This is a genomic window from Pseudomonas sp. NPDC089392 (genome assembly GCF_044749595.1).
GTDB lineage: Bacteria > Pseudomonadota > Gammaproteobacteria > Pseudomonadales > Pseudomonadaceae > Aquipseudomonas.
Genome location: NZ_JBIVIF010000012.1, coordinates 35,350 through 56,220, shown reverse-complemented (window position 1 = coordinate 56,220; position 20,871 = coordinate 35,350). Strand labels below are relative to the sequence as shown.

The following is a 20,871-nucleotide window of genomic DNA, read 5'->3' as shown; positions in this document are numbered from 1 at the left end:
CTCGCACCTCATTGCACTCTTGCTATTGTTGTTTTCCCGCCGACCACGAGGTGTAGCCGACGAATTCGTTATGTAGAGCGGCAGTCGCTTCCAAGCGTTTTTCAACATCCGGTCCGAGCTTCTTGCAGACCTCGTTGACCATCAGGTGCACCCACGACAGCATGGTCGAGGTGGATTCCCAGAACAGGTTGAACTCGGTGGGGATACGGAACACCTCGTCGGCGTTGGCATCGGCCCAGTCACAAAAGGTGTCGGTCACCAGGGTGACCGCAATGCCAGCCTCGCGCGCCTTCTGGCACAACAGCAGGGCGTGGCGGGAATAACGGCGCGCCTCGAACACCAGCAGGGCGCTGTCTTCGGCGCGGCCCAGCAGCACTTCGCCGAAGTGCCCGGCACTTATGTCGACCAGTTGCACACCATCGCGCAGGTATTGCAGCAGATGGCTCATGCACATGGCGATGCCGCGCTCGGTCTGGAAGCCGGCGATGAATACCCGTGGCTTGCTGGCCAGGCGTTGCGCCACGCTGTGCCAGGCCGGGCTCTGGCGGTACTCGTGCACGCGCACCAGGGCGGCGATCTCCAGTTCCAGGCTGCCGGCGTTGTCGCTGGCGTCCTGGTTCTGGCGGTAATCCTGCAGGCGGTCGCCCACCAGCCACGGGCCATCACCCAGGTCGTTCTGCAGGTCTTGCTTAAGTGCCTTGAGGTGGGCATAACCCAGTGAACGGCAGAAGCGCCCGACGCTGGATTCGCTGACGCCGAGCTTGGCGGCAATGCTGGCCGAGGTCTGGAACGGCAGTTCGTGCAGGTTGGCGAGCATATAGGTGGCGATCTTGCGGCCCGAAGCGGCGGCCCCTTCGAGGCTGTTTTCCAGGCGTTGCTTGATCGGTTGGCTCATGCTGCGGCTCCAGGGGTAAGGCTTGCGAAAGAAAATGGCCGTTTTCTGTCATCAAGTCAACATTTGACAGATTGCTGTCACATGCAGGAAAGTTTTTGTCGTTGCAACGCTGTAGCCATTCCAAAATCAACAAGGAGCTTCAGATGTCCGCACCGTCCACCAGCACTATCGTGCGCGTGCCGTATACCGAGCTGCAGGGCCTGTTGCAGGCCATTTTCCAGCGCCATGGCTGCAGCGACAGCGTCGCTCAGGTGCTGGCCTATAACTGCGCCAGCGCCCAGCGCGATGGCGCCCACAGCCATGGGGTGTTCCGCATGCCAGGCTATGTCTCGACCCTGGCCAGTGGCTGGGTCGATGGCCAGGCCAGGCCGAAGGTCAGTGACGTGGCTGCAGGTTATGTCTCCGTCGATGCCGCCGGCGGTTTTGCCCAGCCGGCACTGGCGGCGGCCCGTGCGTTGCTGGTGGCCAAGGCGCGCAATGCTGGCATCGCCGTGCTGGCGATCCACAACTCGCACCATTTTGCCGCGCTGTGGCCAGATGTGGAGCCGTTCGCCGAAGAGGGCCTGGTGGCCCTGAGCGTGGTCAACAGCATGACCTGCGTAGTACCGCATGGTGCGCGCAAGCCGTTGTTTGGCACCAACCCCATCGCCTTTGCGGCGCCTTGCGCCGAACATGACCCGATCGTCTTCGATATGGCCACCAGCGCCATGGCCCACGGCGACGTACAGATTGCCGCGCGTGCCGGCCAGCAACTGCCGGAAGGCATGGGCGTGGATGCCAACGGCGAGCCGACCACCGACCCCCTGGCGATTCTGGAGGGCGGTGCCTTGCTGCCGTTTGGCGGGCACAAGGGCTCGGCACTGTCGATGATGGTCGAGTTGCTGGCGGCGGCGCTGACCGGCGGTAATTTCTCCTGGGAGTTCGACTGGTCGGGGCACCCAGGGGCAAAAACGCCGTGGACCGGGCAGCTGATCATTGTCATCGACCCGAGCAAGGCCGAGGGCGAGCGCTTTGCCCAGCGCAGCCGCGAACTGGTGGAGCAGATGCAGGCGGTGGGGCTGACGCGCATGCCGGGTGAGCGGCGTTATCGTGAGCGTGAGGTGGCCGAGGAGGAGGGGGTGGCAGTGACCGAGCAGGAGTTGCAAGGTCTGAGGGAGCTGCTTGGCTGATCCGGCCTCTTCGCGGGTAAACCCGCTCCTACAAGGTAATCACATGCCCTGAAGATTGTGATTTCGTTGTAGGAGCGGGTTTACCCGCGAAGAATCCAGCACAAATCCCCAGCCATGCAATGTTGCATAGACAACCTTGCACAATAGTGGATGTTCCTGAGCCCGCTCTCCGGGTATGCTCAGGGCTGACTTTTCGTACCGTCCTGATCCAAGGAGCTGCACGCTGTGTTCAAACATGTCGATGCCTATGCCGGCGACCCGATCCTCTCGTTGATGGAAACCTTCAAGGCCGACCCACGCGCCGACAAGGTCAACCTGAGTATCGGCCTGTACTACGATGAGGCCGGTGTAGTGCCGCAACTGGCAGCTGTGGATGCGGTAGAAAAACGCATTGCCGGCCAGGACCACGAAGCATCCCTTTACCTGCCGATGGAAGGCCTGGCCAGCTACCGCCAGGCGATCCAGGCGCTGCTGTTCGGTGCCGATCACCCGGCTGTTACCGGCGGCCGCGTGGCCACCGTGCAGACCGTGGGTGGCTCCGGTGCCCTGAAAGTCGGTGCCGACTTCCTCAAGCGCTACTTCCCGCAGTCCGAAGTCTGGGTCAGCAACCCAACCTGGGACAACCATCGCGCCATCTTCGAAGGTGCTGGTTTCAAGGTACACACCTACCCGTACTTCGACCAGGCCACCCGTGGCGTGGACTTCGACGGCATGCTGGCCACCCTGCAGACCCTGCCGGGCAACAGCGTGGTCCTGCTGCACCCGTGCTGCCACAACCCCACCGGCGCCGACCTTGAGCAACACCAGTGGCAACAAGTGGTCGAAGTGGTCAAGGCCCGTCAGCTGATCCCGTTCCTCGACATCGCCTACCAGGGCTTTGCCGAAGGCCTGGTGGAAGACGCCTACGCCATCCGCGAAATGGCCCGCGCCGGCGTGCCATGCCTGGTCAGCAACTCGTTCTCGAAAATCTTCTCGCTGTACGGTGAGCGGGTAGGCGGCCTGTCGGTGGTCTGCGACGACGACGCCACCGCGCAGAGCGTGCTGGGCCAGCTCAAGGCCACCGTGCGCCGCAACTACTCCAGCCCGCCCAACTTCGGCGCCCAGCTGGTCGCTGGCGTGCTCGGCGATGCCGGCCTGAATGCCCAATGGGCCGAGGAAGTCGAAGTGATGCGCAAGCGTATCCTCGACATGCGCCAGGCGCTGGTCGATGCCCTGGCCGTGCTGCTGCCAGGCCAGGACTTCCAGTTCTTCCTGCGCCAGCGCGGCATGTTCAGCTACACCGGCTTCAGCGTCGAGCAGGTACGCCGCCTGCGTGACGAGTTCGGCGTGTACCTGATCGACAGCGGCCGCGTGTGCATGTCCGGCCTGCGCCCGGCCAACCTGCAACGGGTTGCCGAAGCGTTCGCTGCCGTCCAGAAGTAACCCTTCAGGGGCCCTGCGGGGCCCCTCCTGTGGGGGGCAACTGTCTTCTCTACATTTGAAAGCTTGCGCGGTCGCCTGTAGGAGCGGCTTTAGCCGCGAACACCGGCAACGCCGGTGCCATCCACCGCGCCGCCTTCTTCGCCGGTAAACCCGCTCCCACAGTCACCCTTGCAACCCACTGGTGCACCTTGCTTGTAAAGACAAGTGCAACCGCCCCTCGGAAAAGGGCTTCGCAAGTGCAACCTTTCCGTGCACAATCGCGCCCCTCTTTTCCGGTTGAGTTGGGCGAAGCCACAATTTCGCCATTCTCAGCCTGTTGCAGTCTTGCGAGTGGAGCTTCACCCGGAATGAATGAGCAGGCCCCAAGCGTTGAACAACGCTTTGTAGAATCGACCCCCGCCACCCTCGGCAGCTGGGCGCGTCACGACACCACCTGGATGCTGGGCCTGTTTGGCACAGCCATCGGCGCCGGGACCCTGTTCCTGCCGATCAACGCTGGCCTCGGCGGCTTCTGGCCGCTGCTGATCCTGGCCATACTGGCGTTTCCGATGACCTATTTCGCCCACCGCGGCCTGACCCGTTTCGTCCTCTCCGGGCGCCAAGGTGGCGACATCACCGAGGTGGTCAAGGAGCACTTCGGCATCAACGCCGGTGCCGCGATCACCGTGCTGTACTTCTTCGCCATCTTCCCGATCCTGCTTATCTATAGCGTGGCGCTGACCAACACTGTGTCCAGCTTCATGGAGCACCAGTTGCACATGGCGCCGCCACCACGGGCGATCCTGTCGTTCGTGCTGATCCTCGGCCTGCTGGCCATCGTGCGCTGCGGCGAGCAGGCCACGGTAAAGGTCATGAGCCTGCTGGTGTACCCGTTCATCGTCGCCCTGGCGTTGCTGGGCCTGTACCTGGTGCCGCACTGGACCGGTGGCATCCTCGACAGCGCCACCCAGGTGCCGCCGGCCTCGGCCTTCCTGCACACCCTGTGGCTGGCCATCCCGGTGATGGTGTTCTCGTTCAACCACTCGCCAATCATCTCGGCCTTTGCCGTTGACCAGAAGCGCCGCTACGGCGAGCACGCTGACGAGCGCAGCGGCCAGATCCTGCGCCGTGCCCACCTGCTGATGGTGGTAATGGTGCTGTTCTTCGTGTTCAGCTGCGTGCTCACCCTGAGCAGCGCCCAGCTGGCTGAAGCCAAGGCACAGAACCTGTCGATCCTGTCGTACCTGGCCAACCACTTCAGCAACCCGACCATCGCGTTCGCTGCACCGCTGATCGCCTTCGTGGCCATCGCCAAGTCGTTCCTCGGCCACTACATCGGCGCCAGCGAAGGCCTGAAGGGCATTATCGCCAAGACCGGCGCACGCCCGGGTGCCAAAACCCTGGACCGTGTGGTTGCCGGGCTGATGCTGGTGGTGTGCTGGATCGTCGCCACCCTCAACCCAAGCATCCTCGGCATGATCGAATCGCTGGGCGGCCCGATCCTCGCGGTGCTGCTGTTCCTGATGCCGATGTACGCCATCCGCCGTGTACCGTCGATGCGCAAGTACAGCGGTGCAGCGTCCAACGTGTTTGTTGTGGCCGTTGGCCTGGTTGCGCTGACTTCGGTGGTGTACAGCTTGCTGAGCTGATTCGCCGCTTGCAGTAAAGGCTGCCCGGGTCGGCTATCGCCACCCGGGCATTTTTTTAAGCCTAACCAAGGTTTCAGCAGCGTTGCATTTCATCTTCCTTGGTGCACGCAAGCAGCCACCATCCACAGAGGCTGGCCACCACGAACAGCAGTCCCAACCCTACCGGAAGCGTACTTTCGAAGCCTGCGACCACGCTGCTAGTCAAACCAGCCCCAGCGAACAGCAATGTCGTGTTGAGCGAGGCTGCCGCACCTGCCTGACGCGAATAGCGTGCCAGGGCCTGGGTCGTTGCAGCCGGGCGTACCAGGGTTGTCCCGGTGGTACAGACAATCATCGGTAGCAGAACGCCCACCACAGACAACCCTGCTAGCTGCTCCCAAATCAAAAGGGTGATGCCCGCAACACTTATAAGCAGGAAACCCGCTTTTATTTGAGCCTGCGGGCTTACGCGATGGTTCAAATAAGTTGCAGCTACTCCGCCGGCGATATAGGCCAACCCATAGCCGATAAATACCATGGAGAATTGATAGGTCGTCAGCTCCAGCCTGCCCATCAGCAGCAATGGCGCTATGACGATAAAGGAAAAATGGCAGGCAAAGGCGAGGCTGGACTGCATGGAATAGCCGAGATAGGGGGTGTCTCGCAGCATCATCAGATAACTGGAGATGCCTGACGCCCGGTGGTGCAGCCCAGGTGCGTCCTGAAGCAGTACATACGATAAAAGTGAAACGATCGCAGCGATGACCGTGAATACTGTAAAGCTTGCCTCCCAGCCAAAGAGCTGCTGGAGAAGGGCACCTGCCAGCGGTGACAGGGAGATGAACAACCCACTTGCGCTGGTTAACAGGATTCGCATGGCATTGCGTTGCTTACCCCTGTACAAGTCCTGCACCAGCGCCTGTCCTAGCACGAGGCTGCCGCAACCCAAGGCCTGGACTAAACGAAACGCCATGAACGTTTCATAGGTGGTTGAAAATACGCAACCGAGCGCCCCTGCAATGGATACTCCCAGCCCGGCGAGCAGCAAACGCTTGCGCCCGATGCTGTCCGACAGTGGGCCGATCACTATTTGCGCCATGGCAACACCAACAGCAAAAAAGCTCACCGAGTACGCTATCTGCTTTGAGTCGACACGGAACTCATCTGAGAGCGCAGGGAATGATGGGAGGATCACATCCAGGGGAAATACGCCTAACAGGCACAACAGAATCAGCAACGTCGAGCACAGATGACGCCGGAGCGAATCCGGTGGGCGGTTCATGCTACTAACCCCGCCGATTGGAAGCACTGGATGAGTGCCAATTCCGAAACAGGGTGATGCTGCGGTTGGTTGTCTCATTCATATGTAAGCTCGCATCAGTTTTTTCAAGATCGACTTTAGGCAGTCGGGAATTGCGGAGCCGTCACTGTAGCCGCAGCCGACAAAGAAAAGGACCTGTTCATTGGCGTTTTCGAGCTTTAGTAGTGGCTCGATCGAGCACTCATTCGATGCGCCAGTTAGCCATGTATTCATGCCGCTGGCAGTAGCAGCTAGTTGAAACGTCTGGACCACGTGGCCAATCTCTATCAGCGCCATCCGATAAGCACGTGAATGCTCATACTTCCATCACAACTTGTCGAATCTGGAGTGAGGAATAGTCCCGTCGGTATATCGTTCGCAAAATGCTCGTCTGATGGTAGCGGCTATTTGAAGATGTACAAGATTAACCTGGTGGCGAAATGTCCGATAAGGTTGTAGGATTTTTTACCTCGACACTTATAAGGGAGCGCTTCAATCTTGTCGTAAAGCCTCTAGCGCAAGCCATGCAGCCGTTATGAGAATAGTACTGTGCAGCTCATATAAATTAAAAAACCAACTTTGTAGCAGGCTCGTAGTGGAGGTCGGGATGGGCTCGGCAACTGGCCGTCACTGCAGATATCGGCATTTTGTCCACAAAAATAGTCTGGTATTAGAACAATTTCACCTGCCCCCATAGGCACCCGGCCGCCTTCATGCTTAACTCAGTGTCCTTTTCAAACCCCGCATAAGGATTTCGTCATGGCTCAAGTGACTCTCAAAGGCAACCCGGTCCAGGTCAAAGGCAACCTGCCACAGGCCGGCGCCCAGGCTCCGGCTTTCTCCCTGGTAGGTGACGGCCTGGCCGACAAGTCGCTGCAGGACTACGCCGGCAAGCGCAAGGTGCTGAACATTTTCCCAAGCGTCGACACCCCGACCTGCGCCACTTCGGTACGCAAGTTCAACGCCCAGGCCAACGATGTAGCCAACACTGTGGTGCTGTGCATCTCGGCTGACCTGCCGTTTGCCCAGGCTCGTTTCTGCGGCGCCGAAGGCCTGGAGAACGTGAAGAACCTGTCGACCCTGCGTGGCCGCGAGTTCCTCGAGAACTACGGCGTTGCCATCGCCGACGGCCCGCTGGCCGGCCTGGCCGCCCGCGCCGTGGTGGTGCTGGACGAGAACGACAAAGTGCTGCACAGCGAGCTGGTTGGCGAAATCGCTGACGAGCCGAACTACGATGCGGCGCTGGCTGTACTGAAGTAAGGGTTGCGTGGGGCAGCGCGGGCGTCTATAGCCTGTTCCGGCCTCTTCGCGGGTAAACCCGCTCCTACAACGGGCGTAGACAACCTTGTGGGAGCGGGTTTACCCGCGAAGAGGCCAGAACAGGCAACGGAACCCTCAAGCCCGCCACCACTCCAAGCAACACCCTGTAAACGGCCCGGACCACGTTCCGGGCCGTTTTCATTTAAAATTCCGCGTCTTGCCAACGTCAGGCAAAGGTAAACCTCTGGTAAAGGCCCTTTGCTAAAACGATGCCAGTGCTTATCGTTCACCCTCCCCAAGCCGTCATTCCGAACAAGGTTCGTTCAACCCATGCAAGCGTCCAATTCCCGTTCCCCTCGTCGCTGGCTCTTTGGCCTGCTGATCCTGCTGCTGGTGGCCCTGCTGGCCTGGTGGCTGTGGCCCGCAGCGGCGCCTGTGCATAAAGAGGCCAGTGGTGGGCGCGGTGGCAAGGGCATGGGTATGGGCATGGGCGGCCGCCCAGGCTTCGGCGGCTCCAGCGACCCGGTGCCGGTGCGCGTCGAGCCGGTGCGGGTGGGCGACTTCCCGCTGTACTACAAGGCCTTGGGCACGGTCACTGCGACCAATACCGTGAACGTCCGTAGCCGCGTGGCTGGCGAGCTGGTGAAGATCCACTTCAAGGAAGGGCAACAGGTCAAGGCCGGCGACTTGCTGGCCGAAATCGACCCGCGCCCCTACCGCATCGCCCTGCAGCAGGCCGAAGGTACCCTGGCGCAGAACCAGGCGCAGCTGAAAAACGCCCAGGTCGACTTGGCCCGCTATAAAGGCCTGTACGCCGAAGACAGCATTGCCAAGCAAACCCTCGACACCGCCGAAGCCCAGGTCGCGCAGTTCCAGGGGCTGGTCAAGACCAACCAGGCGCAGGTCAATGATGCCCGCCTGAACCTCGACTTCACCCAGATCCGCGCGCCGATCAACGGCCGTGTGGGCCTGCGCCAGCTCGACCTCGGCAACCTGGTGGCGGCCAACGACACTACCGCCCTGGTGGTGATTACCCAGACCGAGCCAATCAGTGTGGCCTTCACCTTGCCGGAAACCGAATTGACCACGGTGCTGCAGCGCTACCGAAGCGGTGCCAACCTGCCGGTCGAGGCTTGGGACCGCAGCGACAGCAAGCTGCAATCCACCGGCGTGCTGGGCAGCATCGACAACCAGATCGACACCACTACCGGTACCCTCAAGTTCAAGGGCCGTTTCGAGAACAATGACCTGGCCCTGTTCCCCAACCAGTTCGTCAACGTGCGCCTGCTGGCCGACACCCTCAAGCAGGTGACCATGGCCCCGGCGGCGGCCATCCAGTTCGGCAACGACGGCAGCTTCGCCTACGTGGTCAACGCCGAGAACACGGTAAACGTGCGCAAGCTCAAGGTGGGCGCCAGCGACGGGGAGAACAGCGTGATCCTCGAAGGCCTGGCCGCCGGCGAACGTCTGGTGCTGGAAGGCACCGACCGCCTGCGCGAAGGCACCAAGGTAGAAGTGGTCGAAGACAGCTCGCAAGTGCCGACCACCCCCGGCCAGCACCTGCAAGGCCAGGACGCCAAGGGCGCGGCGCAAAGCGGTGAAGCACAGCCCGGTAAAGCAGCAGGCAAGGCGGGCGCATGAACCTCTCGCGCCTGTTCATCCTGCGGCCGGTCGCCACCACGCTGAGCATGCTGGCCATCGTCCTGGCCGGCCTGATCGCCTACAAGCTGCTGCCGGTTTCCGCCTTGCCGCAGGTGGATTACCCGACCATCCGGGTCATGACCCTGTACCCCGGCGCCAGCCCGCAGGTCATGACCAGTGCCGTCACCGCGCCACTGGAACGCCAGTTCGGCCAGATGCCCGGCCTGGAACAGATGGCCTCGACCAGCTCCGGCGGCGCCTCGGTACTGACCCTGCGCTTCAACCTCGACATGAACATGGACGTTGCCGAGCAGCAAGTGCAGGCCGCGATCAACGCCGCCAGCAACCTGCTGCCCAGCGACCTGCCGGCACCGCCGGTGTACAACAAGGTCAACCCGGCCGACACCCCGGTGCTGACCCTGGCCATTTCCAGCAAGACCATGCCGTTGCCCAAGCTCAACGACCTGGTCGACACCCGTGTGGCGCAGAAGCTCGCGCAGATCAGCGGCGTGGGCATGGTCAGCATCGCCGGTGGCCAGCGCCAGGCGGTACGCATCAAGGTCAACGTCGATGCCCTGGCCGCCAATGGCCTGAACCTGGATGACGTGCGCACGCTGATTGGTGCCTCCAACGTCAACCAGCCCAAGGGCAACTTCGACGGCCCGACCCGGGTGTCGATGCTCGACGCCAACGACCAGCTGCGCTCGCCCGAAGAATACGCCAACCTGATTTTGGCCTACACCAACGGTGCACCGCTGCGCCTGAAGGACGTCGCCGAAATCGTCGACGGCGCGGAAAACGAACGCCTGGCCGCCTGGGCCAACGAAAACCACGCCGTACTGCTGAACATCCAGCGCCAGCCGGGCGCCAACGTCATTGAAGTGGTCGACCGCATCAAGGACCTGCTGCCGTCGATCACCGACAACCTGCCGGCCGGCCTCGATGTGTCGGTGCTCACCGACCGCACCCAGACCATTCGCGCTGCGGTCAAGGACGTGCAGCACGAACTGCTGATTGCCATCGCCCTGGTGGTGATGGTCACCTTCGTCTTCCTGCGCCGCTTCAGCGCCACCCTCATCCCGTCGGTTGCCGTGCCGCTGTCGCTGATCGGCACCTTCGGCGTGATGTACCTGGCCGGCTTCTCGGTCAACAACCTGACGCTGATGGCCCTGACCATCGCCACCGGCTTCGTGGTCGACGACGCCATCGTCATGCTGGAAAACATTTCCCGGCACATCGAGGAGGGCGAAACGCCCATGCAAGCGGCGCTCAAGGGCGCCCGGCAGATCGGCTTCACCCTGATTTCGCTGACCTTCTCGCTGATCGCAGTGCTGATCCCGCTGCTGTTCATGGCCGATGTGGTCGGCCGCCTGTTCCGCGAGTTCGCCATCACCCTGGCGGTGGCCATCCTGATTTCCCTGGTGGTGTCGCTGACCCTCACGCCGATGATGTGCGCGCGCCTGCTCAAGCGCGAACCCAAGGAAGAGGAACAGGGCCGTTTCTACCGCGCCAGTGGCGCCTGGATCGACTGGCTGATCAAGCACTACGGCAGTGCCCTGCAGTGGGTCCTCAAGCGCCAGCCGCTGACCCTGCTGGTGGCCGTGGCCAGCCTGGCGCTGACCGTGTTCCTGTACATGGTGGTGCCCAAGGGCTTCTTCCCGGTGCAGGACACCGGGGTAATCCAGGGCATTTCCGAAGCGCCGCAGTCCACCTCGTTCGCCGCCATGAGCGAACGCCAGCAGGCCCTGAGCAAGGTGATCCTGCAGGACCCGGCGGTACAAAGCCTGTCGTCCTACATTGGTGTAGATGGTGACAACGCCACGCTTAACAGCGGCCGCCTGCTGATCAACCTCAAGCCGCACGGCGAGCGTGATGTCAGCGCCAGTGAAGTGATCAGCCGCCTGCAGCCGCAAGTCGACCGGCTGGTGGGCATCCGCCTGTTCATGCAGCCGGTGCAGGACCTGAGCATCGAAGACCGGGTCAGCCGTACCCAGTACCAGTTCAGCCTGTCGTCGCCAGATGCCGACCTGCTGGCGCAGTGGAGCGGCAAGCTGGTGCAGGCGCTGCAGCAGCGCCCGGAGCTGGCCGATGTGGCCAGCGACCTGCAGGACAAGGGCTTGCAGGTGTACCTGGTGATCGACCGCGACATGGCCAGCCGCTTGGGCATAACCGTGTCGCAGATCACCAACGCCCTGTATGACGCCTTTGGCCAGCGGCAAATCTCCACCATCTACACCCAGGCCAGCCAGTACCGCGTGGTGCTGCAGTCGAAGGACGCGGCAGTCATCGGCCCGCAGGCGCTGGAGTCGATCCACGTCAAGGCGACCGATGGCGGCCAGGTGCGCCTGTCGGCCCTGGCGCGCATCGAGCAGCGCCAGGCCCAACTGGCCATTTCCCACATCGGCCAGTTCCCGGCGGTGACCCTGTCGTTCAACCTGGCCCACGGCGCATCGCTGGGCGAGGCGGTGCAGGTGATCGAGCAGGTGCAGCAGGACATCGGCATGCCGCTGGGGGTGCAAACCCGCTTCCAGGGTGCAGCCGAGGCCTTCCAGGCATCGCTGTCGAGCACCTTGCTGCTGATTCTGGCAGCGGTGGTGACCATGTACATCGTGCTGGGCGTGCTGTACGAGAGCTACGTCCACCCGGTGACCATCCTCTCGACCCTGCCGTCGGCGGCGGTGGGTGCCTTGCTGGCCCTGCTCATCAGCGGCAACGACCTGGGCATGATCGCCATCATCGGCATCATCCTGCTGATCGGCATCGTCAAGAAGAACGCGATCATGATGATCGACTTCGCCCTTGAGGCCGAGCGCCACCAGGGCATGAGCCCACGTGATGCCATCTACCAGGCGGCGCTGCTGCGTTTCCGCCCAATCCTGATGACCACCCTGGCCGCACTGTTCGGTGCGGTGCCGCTGATGCTCGCCACCGGCTCCGGCGCCGAGCTGCGCCAGCCGCTGGGCCTGGTGATGGTGGGCGGGTTGCTGGTCAGCCAGGTGCTGACGCTGTTCACCACACCGGTCATCTACCTGTACTTCGACCGCCTGGCCCGCCGCTGGCGCCCGGCCACTGACGCGAAGCAGGCCGAGGCATGAACCTGTCCGGTCCTTTCATCCGTCGCCCGGTGGCGACCATGCTGCTGAGCCTGGCGATCATGCTGCTGGGTGGGGTCAGCTTCGGTCTGCTGCCGGTGGCGCCGCTGCCGCAAATGGACTTCCCGGTGATCGTGGTGTCGGCCAACCTGTCCGGTGCCAGCCCCGAGGTCATGGCGTCCACCGTGGCCACGCCGCTGGAACGCAAGCTGGGCAGCATCGCTGGCGTCACCACCCTGACCAGTAGCTCGAACCAGGGCTCCACCCGGGTAATCATCGGCTTCGAGATGGGCCGCGATATCGACGGCGCGGCGCGTGAGGTGCAGGCGGCGATCAACGCCACCCGCAATCTGCTGCCCAGCGGCATGCGCAGCATGCCCACCTACAAGAAGATCAACCCGTCGCAGGCACCGATCATGGTGCTGTCGCTGACCTCGGACGTATTGCAGAAGGGCCAGCTGTACGACCTGGCCGACACCATCCTGTCGCAGAGCCTGGCCCAGGTGCCGGGGGTAGGGGAGGTGCAGATCGGTGGCAGTTCGCTGCCGGCGGTGCGTATTGCCGTCGAGCCACAATTGCTCAACCAGTACAGCCTGTCGCTGGACGAGGTGCGCACCGCGGTGTCCAACGCCAACCAGCGCCGGCCCATGGGCTTTGTCGAGGACGCCGAGCGCAACTGGCAGGTGCGCGCCAACGACCAGCTGGAAAGCGCGAAGGACTACGAGCCGGTGGTGATCCGCCAGCAGAACGGCACCATCCTGCGCCTGGCCGACGTGGCGACCATTACCGACAGCGTCGAGAACCGCTACAACAGCGGCTTTTTCAATGACCAGAGCGCGGTGCTGCTGGTGGTCAACCGCCAGACCGGCGCCAACATCATCGAAACGGTCGACCAGATCAAGGCACAGTTGCCGGCCCTGCAATCGCTGCTGCCGGCCAGCGTACAGCTGAATGTGGCCATGGACCGCTCGCCCGTGATTAAGGCCACCCTGAAAGAGGCCGAGCACACCTTGCTGATTGCGGTGGTGCTGGTGATCCTGGTGGTCTACCTGTTCCTCGGCAGCATGCGCGCCTCACTGATCCCCACCCTGGCGGTGCCGGTGTCGCTGGTGGGCACGTTTGCGGTCATGTACCTGTGCGGCTTTTCGCTCAACAACCTGTCACTGATGGCGCTGATCCTCGCCACCGGCCTGGTGGTGGACGACGCCATCGTGGTGCTGGAGAACATCTCCCGGCACATCGAGGACGGCCAGCCACCGATGAAAGCGGCCTTCCTTGGTGCCAAGGAAGTAGGCTTCACCTTGCTGTCGATGAACGTCTCGCTGGTGGCGGTGTTCGTTTCCATCCTGTTCATGGGTGGCATCGTGCGCAACCTGTTCCAGGAGTTTTCCATCACCCTGGCGGCGGCGATCATCGTGTCGCTGGTGGTTTCGCTAACCCTTACCCCGATGCTCTGCGCCCGCTGGCTCAAACCGCACCAGGCCGAGCAAACCCGCCTGCAGCGCTGGAGCGACAAGGCGCACCAGCGCATGGTCGATGCCTATGACCGCAGCCTGGGCTGGGCCCTGCGCCACAAGCGCCTGACCCTGGTCAGCCTGCTGGCGACCATCGGCATCAATATCGCCCTGTATGTGGTGGTGCCCAAGACGTTGATACCGCAACAGGACACCGGCCAGCTGATGGGCTTCATCCGTGGCGACGACGGCCTGTCGTTCAGCGTGATGCAGCCGAAGATGGAAACCTACCGCCGCGCCTTGCTGGCCGACCCGGCCGTGCAGAGCGTTGCCGGTTTCATTGGTGGCAACAGCGGCACCAACAACGCCATGGTGCTGGTGCGCCTGAAACCGATCAGCGAGCGCAAGATCGATGCGCAAAAAGTGATCGAGCGCCTGCGCAAGGAAATGCCCAAGGTGCCGGGCGGGCGCCTGTTCCTGATGGCTGACCAGGACCTGCAACTGGGCGGCGGCGGCCGTGACCAGACCTCGTCGCAATACCTGTACACCCTGCAGAGCGGCGACCTGGCTGCGTTGCGCGAGTGGTTCCCCAAGGTGGTCGCCGCCTTGCGTGCGCTGCCGGAGCTGACCGCCATCGACGCCCGCGATGGTGCTGGCACCCAGCAGGTGACCCTGGTGGTCGACCGCGACCAGGCCAAGCGCCTGGGCATTGATATGGACATGGTCACCACGGTGTTGAACAACGCCTACAGCCAACGGCAGATCTCCACCATCTACGACAGCCTCAACCAGTACCAGGTGGTGCTGGAGATCAACCCGAAATACGCCTGGGACCCGAGCACGCTGGAGCAGGTGCAAGTGATTACCGCCGACGGTGCCCGCGTGCCGCTGTCGACCATCGCCCGCTACGAGAACAGCCTGGCCAACGACCGGGTCAGCCACGAAGGCCAGTTTGCCGCCGAAAACATTGCCTTCGACATCGCCGAAGGCTACAGCCCCGACCAGGCCATGGCGTCGCTGGAACGCGCGGTGGCCAAGCTCGGTCTGCCCGAGGAAGTGATTGCCAAGCTCGGCGGTACCGCCGATGCCTTCGCCAAGACCCAACAGGGCCAGCCGTTGATGATCCTTGGCGCGCTGGTGCTGGTGTACCTGGTGCTGGGTATCCTGTACGAAAGCTACATCCACCCGCTGACCATTCTCTCGACATTGCCCTCGGCCGGCGTGGGGGCGTTGCTGGCGCTGTACGTCACCGGTGGCGAGTTCAGCCTGATCTCGCTGCTGGGGCTGTTCCTGCTGATCGGCGTGGTGAAGAAGAACGCCATCCTGATGATCGACCTGGCCCTGCAACTGGAACGCCACCATGGCCTGTCGCCGGAAGAGTCGATCCGCCGGGCCTGCCTGCTGCGCCTGCGGCCAATCCTGATGACCACCCTGGCGGCCATGCTCGGTGCCTTGCCACTGCTGTTGAGCCACGCCGAAGGTGCGGAAATGCGCCAGCCGCTGGGCCTGACCATCATCGGCGGCCTGGTGTTCAGCCAGGTCCTCACCCTTTACACGACGCCGGTGGTCTACCTGTACCTGGACCGCCTGCGCCACCGTTTCAACCGTTGGCGCGGCGTGCGCACCGACGCCGCCCTGGAAACCCCGCTATGACTTTTGCCCAGACCCCACTTCACCGTGCCCTGCAAGCGCTGACCCGTGGGCGCGGCTCGCGCCTGCTCGGCGCCGGGTTGTGCGTGGCCTTGCTCAGTGCCTGTACCCTGAGCCCCGACTACCACCGCCCCGAGCTGAACAGCACGGCGGCGCAGTTCAAGCATGCTGAGGGCTGGACCCAGGCCACGCCGTCCGATGCCATCGCCCGCGGCGCCTGGTGGGAAATCTACGGCGATGCCGGGCTCAATGCGCTGGTCGAAGAGCTCAACCGCAGCAATCAGACCGTGGCGCAATCTGAAGCCCAGTACCGCCAGGCCCAGGCGCTGGTGCGCAGCAGCCGTGCGGCGCTGTTCCCCAGCCTGGATCTGAGCGCCGGCAAGAACCGCTCGGCGCAGGGTACCGGCAGCTCCAGTTCCAGCCTGTCCAACAACAGCAGTGGAATTCGCAACACCTACAACGCGCAGTTGGGCGTGAGCTGGGAAATCGACCTGTGGGGCAAGCTGCGCGAAACCATGAATGCCAATGAGGCCAGCGCCGAAGCCAGCTTCGCCGACCTCGCATCGATCCGCTTGAGCCAGCAATCGGAGCTGGTGCAGAACTACCTGCAGCTGCGGGTGATCGACGAGCAGAAACGCCTGCTGGAAGCCACCGTGGCGGCCTATGAACGCTCGCTGCGGATGAACGAAAACCAGTACCGCGCCGGTGTCGCTGGCCCGGATGCCGTGGCCCAGGCGCGCACTCAGCTGAAGAGCACCCAGGCCGACCTGATCGACCTGATCTGGCAGCGCGCACAGTTCGAGAACGCCATTGCCGTGTTGCTGGGCAAGACCCCGGCCGACTTCGCCCTGGCCGACAGCAAGGACATTCCCGCGCTGCCGCAAATTCCGGTGTCCCTGCCTTCGCAGTTGCTGGAGCGGCGCCCGGATATTGCCGCCGCCGAGCGTAACGTGATGGCCGCCAACGCCAACATTGGCGTATCACGGGCGGCGTACTTCCCAGACTTGAGCTTGAGCATGAGCGGCGGCTATTCCAGCAGCAGTTTCAGCAACTGGATCGAGCTGCCCAACCGCTACTGGTCGGTAGGGCCGCAGTTGGCATTGACCTTGTTCGACGCCGGCAAGCGCAGCGCCGAGGTGGACCGCACGGTGGCGGTGTATGACCAGACCGTGGCGCAATACCGCCAGACCGTGCTCGACGGCTTCAAGGAAGTGGAAAACCTGCTGGTGCAGTTGAAGGTGTATGGCGATGAAGCGGTGGTGCGCCAGGAGGCGCTGGATGCCGCCCGCGAATCACTGCGCCTGACCGAGAACCAGTACCGCGCCGGGTTGATCGGCTACCTGGATGTGGTCAACGTGCAGACCACGGCGCTGAGCAACGAGCGTAGTGTGCTGAACCTGCTGCAAGGGCGCCTGGTGGCCAGTGTGCAACTGGTGGCAGCACTGGGTGGTGGCTGGGATGCCGAACAGGCGTTTGCCGAGCAGGATTGATTTAACCTGCAACCGCGCCCCCCCGCATTCCTCTGTGGGAGCGGGTTTACCCGCGAAGAAGCCAGCGCGGTGCATGACACCGGCTTTGCCGGTGTTCGCGGGTAAACCCGCTCCCACAGGGATCGTACTCGGCCACATCTTTGGATCCATTCCCATTCGCAAAAACCCCGTGCGTTTCGCCAAAGCTTGAGTACAATCGTCAGCTTTTTCCGGGCCCCCTGTCCCGGCCCTGGAACCCCAATGCTGACCGGTAGCTACTCCTCTTCGCTGGTGTTGATTTCGCTGTGCGTGGCGATCCTGGCGTCCTATACCGCCCTGGACCTGACCGGCCGCATCGCCACGGCCCAGGGCCGGGCTGCCTACCTGTGGATGGGCGGCGGCGCGCTGGCCATGGGCATTGGCGTGTGGTCGATGCACTTCATCGGCATGCTCGCCTTCAGCCTGCCGATCAACCTGGGCTACGATCTCACCCTTACCGCGTTCTCGCTGCTGATCGCGGTGCTGTCCTCGGGCTTTGCCTTGTGGCTGGTCAGCCAGCCAAGCCTGCCGGGGCTGCAGTTGTGTTTCGGCGCACTGATCATGGGCGCCGGCATCGCCTGCATGCACTACACCGGCATGGCCGCGCTGCGCATGCTGCCGGGCATCGACTATGACCCAGCGTTGTTCGGTGCCTCGCTGCTGATTGCCGTGGGCGCCTCGGCGGCGGCCTTGTGGATCGCCTTCCGCCTGCGCAAGCACACCCCTTATGTGCGGCAGATCCGTGGCCTGGCGGCGGTGGTCATGGGTTTTGCCATCGTCGGCATGCACTACACCGGCATGGCTGCGGCAAATTTCCCTGAGGGTAGCTTCTGTGGCGCGCTGGCCGGTGGGCTACAGGGTGATGGCCTGGTCTATCTGGTGCTGATCACCACCCTGGCGGTACTGGCGGTGGCCTTGCTGACCTCGGTGCTGGACGCCCGCCTGGAGGCGCGCACCGCCGAGCTGGCCCGTTCGCTGACCCTGGCCAACCAGGAACTCACCCAACTGGCCCTGCATGACACGCTGACGGATCTGCCCAACCGTACCTTGCTGGCCGACCGCATCGAGCAGGCCATCGCCAAAGTGACGGAGCAGGGCGGCTGTTTTGCCCTGATGTTCATCGACCTGGATGGCTTCAAACCGGTCAACGATGCCTTTGGCCACCATATCGGCGACTTGCTGCTAAAAGCCGTGGCAGCGCGCCTGCGCGGCCACCTGCACAGCCAGGACACGCTGGCGCGCATCGGCGGCGACGAGTTCGTGCTGCTGGTGGAACTGCAGGAGCCGAACGATGCCATGGACGTGGCGGTCAAGCAGGTCAACCTGGTGTCGCGGCCATTCCGCGTGGCCGAGCACGACCTGCAACTGACGGCGAGCCTGGGCATTGTCCTGTACCCGGGCAACGGCCAGGACCAGCATGAGTTGCTGCGCAATGCCGACGCCGCCATGTACCACGCCAAGAGCGCCGGCAAGAACGGCTACAGCTTCTTCGACGTGTCGATGAACAGCAACGCCCGCCAGCAATTGCAGTTGCTGCAGGACCTGCGCCAGGCGCTTGAGCAGCGCCAGTTCCGCCTGCACTACCAGCCCAAGTTCGACGCCCAGGCCTGCCAACCGATCGGCGCCGAGGCCTTGCTGCGCTGGCAGCACCCGCAGCAGGGCCTGTTGCTGCCTGACCGCTTCATCGGCCTGGCGGAAAAGACCGGCTTGATCATCCCTATCGGGGAATGGGTACTCGACGAAGCCTGCCGGCAAATGCGCCAGTGGCTGGACCTGGGGCACCAGGACTGGCGCATGGCGGTGAACCTGTCGGCCATCCAGTTCTGCCACGCCGGGCTGGTCGAGAGCGTGGCCCGGGCGCTGCAGCAGAACGGCCTGCCGGCCAACTGCCTGACCCTGGAAATCACCGAAACCACCGCCATGCACGACGCCGATGCCAGTTTGACGGTGCTGCAGCGCCTGTCCGACATGGGCGTGGACCTGTCCATCGACGACTTCGGCACTGGCTATTCCAGCCTGATGTACCTCAAGCGCCTGCCGGCCAACGAGCTGAAGATCGACCGCGGCTTCGTGCGCGACCTGGAGCAGGACAGTGACGATGCGGCGATCGTTTCGGCGATCGTGGCGTTGGGCCAGGCACTGGACCTGCGTATCGTTGCCGAAGGGGTAGAGACCGACAAGCAACAGGCCTTCCTGACCCGCCTGGGCTGTGATTCGCTGCAGGGCTACCTGCTAGGCCAGCCGGTGCCGGCCGAGCAGTTCATGGGCAAGTTGCAGCTCATGCGCCAGGAAACTACCGTCGCAGGTTAAACCGCGTCGCGCAGGGTGAAGGTAGGGATGAAGGCATCCATCTCCGCTTCGACGGCCTCGATGATGCGCTCTACATCGGCTGCAGCCATGATCGCCGCGCAAGGGATGCCGGCAATCGCCAGCAGGGTTTCACCGCTGGCGCGATCGAACAACCGCGCGACCATGCTGCGTGGCGCATCCATGCTGGCTTCGAAGCCCAGCGGGTGGAAATGCCAGCGCATCACCTGGCAGGCGTTGGGGAACGTCATCTTGTTCATATGCCAGCCTCCTTGTCCTTGCCTGGACGTGGTGAGCGGGTGGCCACATTGATGCGGCCGCTGGGAAGGTAACCATAGCACCTGCCACGCCCGATACTCGGCGGTGAATAAGACAAATGTACTAATGCATGACCGGGGTCACATCCTTGGTATGGATAGCATTTGGGCAGCGGCCTCCCTGGCAAACGTTTCCATGGCCGATAGCTGCGTGCTGCCTCATGGAATCTGCGGCTGCAATCGCCATCCGGCCCACCCTCTTTTCGGACGAACGGTATAAGCAGTTCAAACTTTCGAGTGGTCTTTCAGGAATCAGAATGAGTTTCGGCGCAAGTCAAGCGCGATACGTTGAGCGTCCGTAGGGCCGTAAAATAGGATGCTGTAGAAATCAGTCGGCGTGACAGGCAAGAATGAGCCTGTCCTTGCTGCGGCCAGAGCGGTTGTTAATGCAGCGGGAACAATGGTAAACGTCGCGCCCACTACCAGCGCTTGCTGGACTGGATCCGGAAGCCTGTTCCATTGGTGTGTAATTGCTCTTCGGCCCTCCGTGAAAGGTCGTGTCAAATCATTCACTGTAGCCGACAGCACGTGATTTGCAGCTCCGATTGTTACCTCGGTAAGCTCGTCGATTATTTGTGGTATCAGCGGCTCAATTTCTATCGTGGTGTCTTGTGTGGTCAAAGAGCTTCGCCTGGAGGGGGACGGTGTTTCCGGGGAAAGCCAGAGGTTCAATCTTGATACGCTTCTCCTAAGCCACTCGAAGAATCGTCCACTAGGATCGTGGCGGTTAATGGGGTCGTCCTGGCAATAAGCGTATGCGTTTATCCCACCTGCGGAAAATGGCGACAGCGCATCCGCTTGAATGAAGCGCGTAAGCATAGGTGAATAGAACCGATGCCCATTGCCTAAGGGGTAGCATCCACTGACCTTGTCCAGACGCTTGCCAGCAAAGCCGAATTCTGACACATGATCATTCGTTTCTCGAAAACCATAAGGTGAATATCTACATTTCGCGGGCGTAGTCGAGAGGCCTAACACAGTCGTCGCAAGATCACATTGCAATAGTTGGCACGCGGCAGAGCGCGAATCACGTTGACCGACGATTATCCCATCTGCACGTAAATAATGTTTCGATATAGTGCCTATTTCAGTGCACAGCATACTGTTCTTGTAAAAATAAATATTTTTGTGCATGGGAGCTCGGCCGTATTCATGGACTGAATTTTTTTCGTCGAAAAAATGTAAGTCGGTTACTTCTTTAGGTCTACTGGTAGAAATATCAGTTTTTCGGGTGGATGGATTGGTGATC

14 protein-coding genes are annotated in these 20,871 nt (G+C 62.4%); 9 read left to right on the top strand and 5 right to left on the bottom strand.

Annotated elements, in window-relative coordinates:
* Positions 1–22: 22 nt before the first annotated feature.
* Positions 23–895, bottom strand: a complete 873-nt coding sequence (locus ACIP1G_RS13210; protein WP_400737520.1) for a MurR/RpiR family transcriptional regulator — start codon at positions 893–895, stop codon at positions 23–25.
* Between the two features lie 143 nt (positions 896–1,038).
* Between ACIP1G_RS13210 and ACIP1G_RS13205 the strand changes: the two genes are divergently transcribed.
* The 3 genes from ACIP1G_RS13205 (at position 1,039) to ACIP1G_RS13195 (ending at position 5,114) form a co-directional block, all read left to right on the top strand.
* Positions 1,039–2,064 carry an Ldh family oxidoreductase gene (locus tag ACIP1G_RS13205; RefSeq protein WP_400737517.1) on the top strand — a complete coding sequence of 342 codons (1,026 nt, stop codon included), beginning with the start codon at positions 1,039–1,041 and terminating at the stop codon, positions 2,062–2,064.
* Between the two features lie 225 nt (positions 2,065–2,289).
* On the top strand, positions 2,290–3,486 hold the full coding sequence (locus tag ACIP1G_RS13200) for an aromatic amino acid transaminase (protein WP_400737514.1): 1,197 nt from the start codon (positions 2,290–2,292) through the stop codon (positions 3,484–3,486).
* Between the two features lie 347 nt (positions 3,487–3,833).
* On the top strand, positions 3,834–5,114 hold the full coding sequence (locus ACIP1G_RS13195) for a serine/threonine transporter (RefSeq protein WP_400737512.1): 1,281 nt from the start codon (positions 3,834–3,836) through the stop codon (positions 5,112–5,114).
* A gap of 73 nt (positions 5,115–5,187) precedes the next feature.
* On the opposite strand, the gene ACIP1G_RS13190 is transcribed toward ACIP1G_RS13195, so the two are convergent.
* Both ACIP1G_RS13190 and ACIP1G_RS13185 read right to left on the bottom strand, forming a co-directional pair.
* Positions 5,188–6,375, bottom strand: a complete 1,188-nt coding sequence (locus ACIP1G_RS13190; RefSeq protein WP_400737510.1) for a Bcr/CflA family efflux MFS transporter — start codon at positions 6,373–6,375, stop codon at positions 5,188–5,190.
* Between the two features lie 78 nt (positions 6,376–6,453).
* A complete protein-coding gene (locus tag ACIP1G_RS13185; protein ID WP_400737509.1) occupies positions 6,454–6,690 on the bottom strand; it encodes a nitroreductase family protein in 237 nt (78 codons plus the stop codon).
* Positions 6,691–7,152: 462 nt separating this feature from the next.
* Here ACIP1G_RS13185 and tpx point away from each other — a divergent pair, with 462 nt between their 5' ends.
* From tpx to ACIP1G_RS13155, 6 genes are all read left to right on the top strand, one after another.
* Complete coding sequence (tpx, locus tag ACIP1G_RS13180) at positions 7,153–7,653, top strand: thiol peroxidase (RefSeq protein ID WP_400737506.1); 501 nt, start codon at positions 7,153–7,155, stop codon at positions 7,651–7,653.
* Between the two features lie 330 nt (positions 7,654–7,983).
* On the top strand, positions 7,984–9,294 hold the full coding sequence (locus tag ACIP1G_RS13175; RefSeq protein ID WP_400737504.1) for an MdtA/MuxA family multidrug efflux RND transporter periplasmic adaptor subunit: 1,311 nt from the start codon (positions 7,984–7,986) through the stop codon (positions 9,292–9,294).
* Positions 9,291–12,389 carry an MdtB/MuxB family multidrug efflux RND transporter permease subunit gene (locus ACIP1G_RS13170; RefSeq protein WP_400737501.1) on the top strand — a complete coding sequence of 1,033 codons (3,099 nt, stop codon included), beginning with the start codon at positions 9,291–9,293 and terminating at the stop codon, positions 12,387–12,389. Before ACIP1G_RS13175 ends, ACIP1G_RS13170 begins: the two co-directional genes overlap by 4 nt.
* The gene (locus tag ACIP1G_RS13165) at positions 12,386–15,493 is read left to right on the top strand and encodes an efflux RND transporter permease subunit (RefSeq protein ID WP_400737498.1); all 3,108 of its coding nucleotides are present in this window, start codon (positions 12,386–12,388) and stop codon (positions 15,491–15,493) included. Before ACIP1G_RS13170 ends, ACIP1G_RS13165 begins: the two co-directional genes overlap by 4 nt.
* Positions 15,490–16,980 carry an efflux transporter outer membrane subunit gene (locus tag ACIP1G_RS13160; RefSeq protein ID WP_400737495.1) on the top strand — a complete coding sequence of 497 codons (1,491 nt, stop codon included), beginning with the start codon at positions 15,490–15,492 and terminating at the stop codon, positions 16,978–16,980. The genes ACIP1G_RS13165 and ACIP1G_RS13160 overlap by 4 nt, the downstream gene beginning before the upstream one ends.
* 240 nt (positions 16,981–17,220) lie before the next feature.
* Positions 17,221–19,308 (top strand): putative bifunctional diguanylate cyclase/phosphodiesterase, encoded by a 2,088-nt coding sequence (locus ACIP1G_RS13155; RefSeq protein WP_400737492.1) that lies wholly within the window; start codon positions 17,221–17,223, stop codon positions 19,306–19,308.
* On the opposite strand, the gene ACIP1G_RS13150 is transcribed toward ACIP1G_RS13155, so the two are convergent.
* Positions 19,305–19,565 (bottom strand): DUF1652 domain-containing protein, encoded by a 261-nt coding sequence (locus ACIP1G_RS13150; RefSeq protein WP_014590699.1) that lies wholly within the window; start codon positions 19,563–19,565, stop codon positions 19,305–19,307. The two genes, ACIP1G_RS13155 and ACIP1G_RS13150, sit on opposite strands and share 4 nt — an antisense overlap.
* 309 nt (positions 19,566–19,874) lie before the next feature.
* A complete protein-coding gene (locus ACIP1G_RS13145) occupies positions 19,875–20,756 on the bottom strand; it encodes an RHS repeat-associated core domain-containing protein (RefSeq protein WP_400737489.1) in 882 nt (293 codons plus the stop codon).
* Positions 20,757–20,871 lie beyond the last annotated feature (115 nt).

Excerpts from the sequence above, each read along its gene's own strand:
- tpx (WP_400737506.1), top strand. The coding sequence starts at position 7,153 with ATGGCTCAAGTGACTCTCAAAGGCAACCCGGTCCAGGTCAAAGGCAAC.
- ACIP1G_RS13150 (WP_014590699.1), bottom strand. The coding sequence starts at position 19,565 with ATGAACAAGATGACGTTCCCCAACGCCTGCCAGGTGATGCGCTGGCAT.
- ACIP1G_RS13205 (WP_400737517.1), top strand. The coding sequence starts at position 1,039 with ATGTCCGCACCGTCCACCAGCACTATCGTGCGCGTGCCGTATACCGAG.
- ACIP1G_RS13155 (WP_400737492.1), top strand. The coding sequence starts at position 17,221 with ATGCTGACCGGTAGCTACTCCTCTTCGCTGGTGTTGATTTCGCTGTGC.
- ACIP1G_RS13190 (WP_400737510.1), bottom strand. The coding sequence starts at position 6,375 with ATGAACCGCCCACCGGATTCGCTCCGGCGTCATCTGTGCTCGACGTTG.
- ACIP1G_RS13195 (WP_400737512.1), top strand. The coding sequence starts at position 3,834 with ATGAATGAGCAGGCCCCAAGCGTTGAACAACGCTTTGTAGAATCGACC.
- ACIP1G_RS13175 (WP_400737504.1), top strand. The coding sequence starts at position 7,984 with ATGCAAGCGTCCAATTCCCGTTCCCCTCGTCGCTGGCTCTTTGGCCTG.
- ACIP1G_RS13160 (WP_400737495.1), top strand. The coding sequence starts at position 15,490 with ATGACTTTTGCCCAGACCCCACTTCACCGTGCCCTGCAAGCGCTGACC.
- ACIP1G_RS13210 (WP_400737520.1), bottom strand. The coding sequence starts at position 895 with ATGAGCCAACCGATCAAGCAACGCCTGGAAAACAGCCTCGAAGGGGCC.
- ACIP1G_RS13145 (WP_400737489.1), bottom strand. The coding sequence starts at position 20,756 with ATGCACAAAAATATTTATTTTTACAAGAACAGTATGCTGTGCACTGAA.
- ACIP1G_RS13185 (WP_400737509.1), bottom strand. The coding sequence starts at position 6,690 with ATGGCGCTGATAGAGATTGGCCACGTGGTCCAGACGTTTCAACTAGCT.
- ACIP1G_RS13170 (WP_400737501.1), top strand. The coding sequence starts at position 9,291 with ATGAACCTCTCGCGCCTGTTCATCCTGCGGCCGGTCGCCACCACGCTG.
- ACIP1G_RS13165 (WP_400737498.1), top strand. The coding sequence starts at position 12,386 with ATGAACCTGTCCGGTCCTTTCATCCGTCGCCCGGTGGCGACCATGCTG.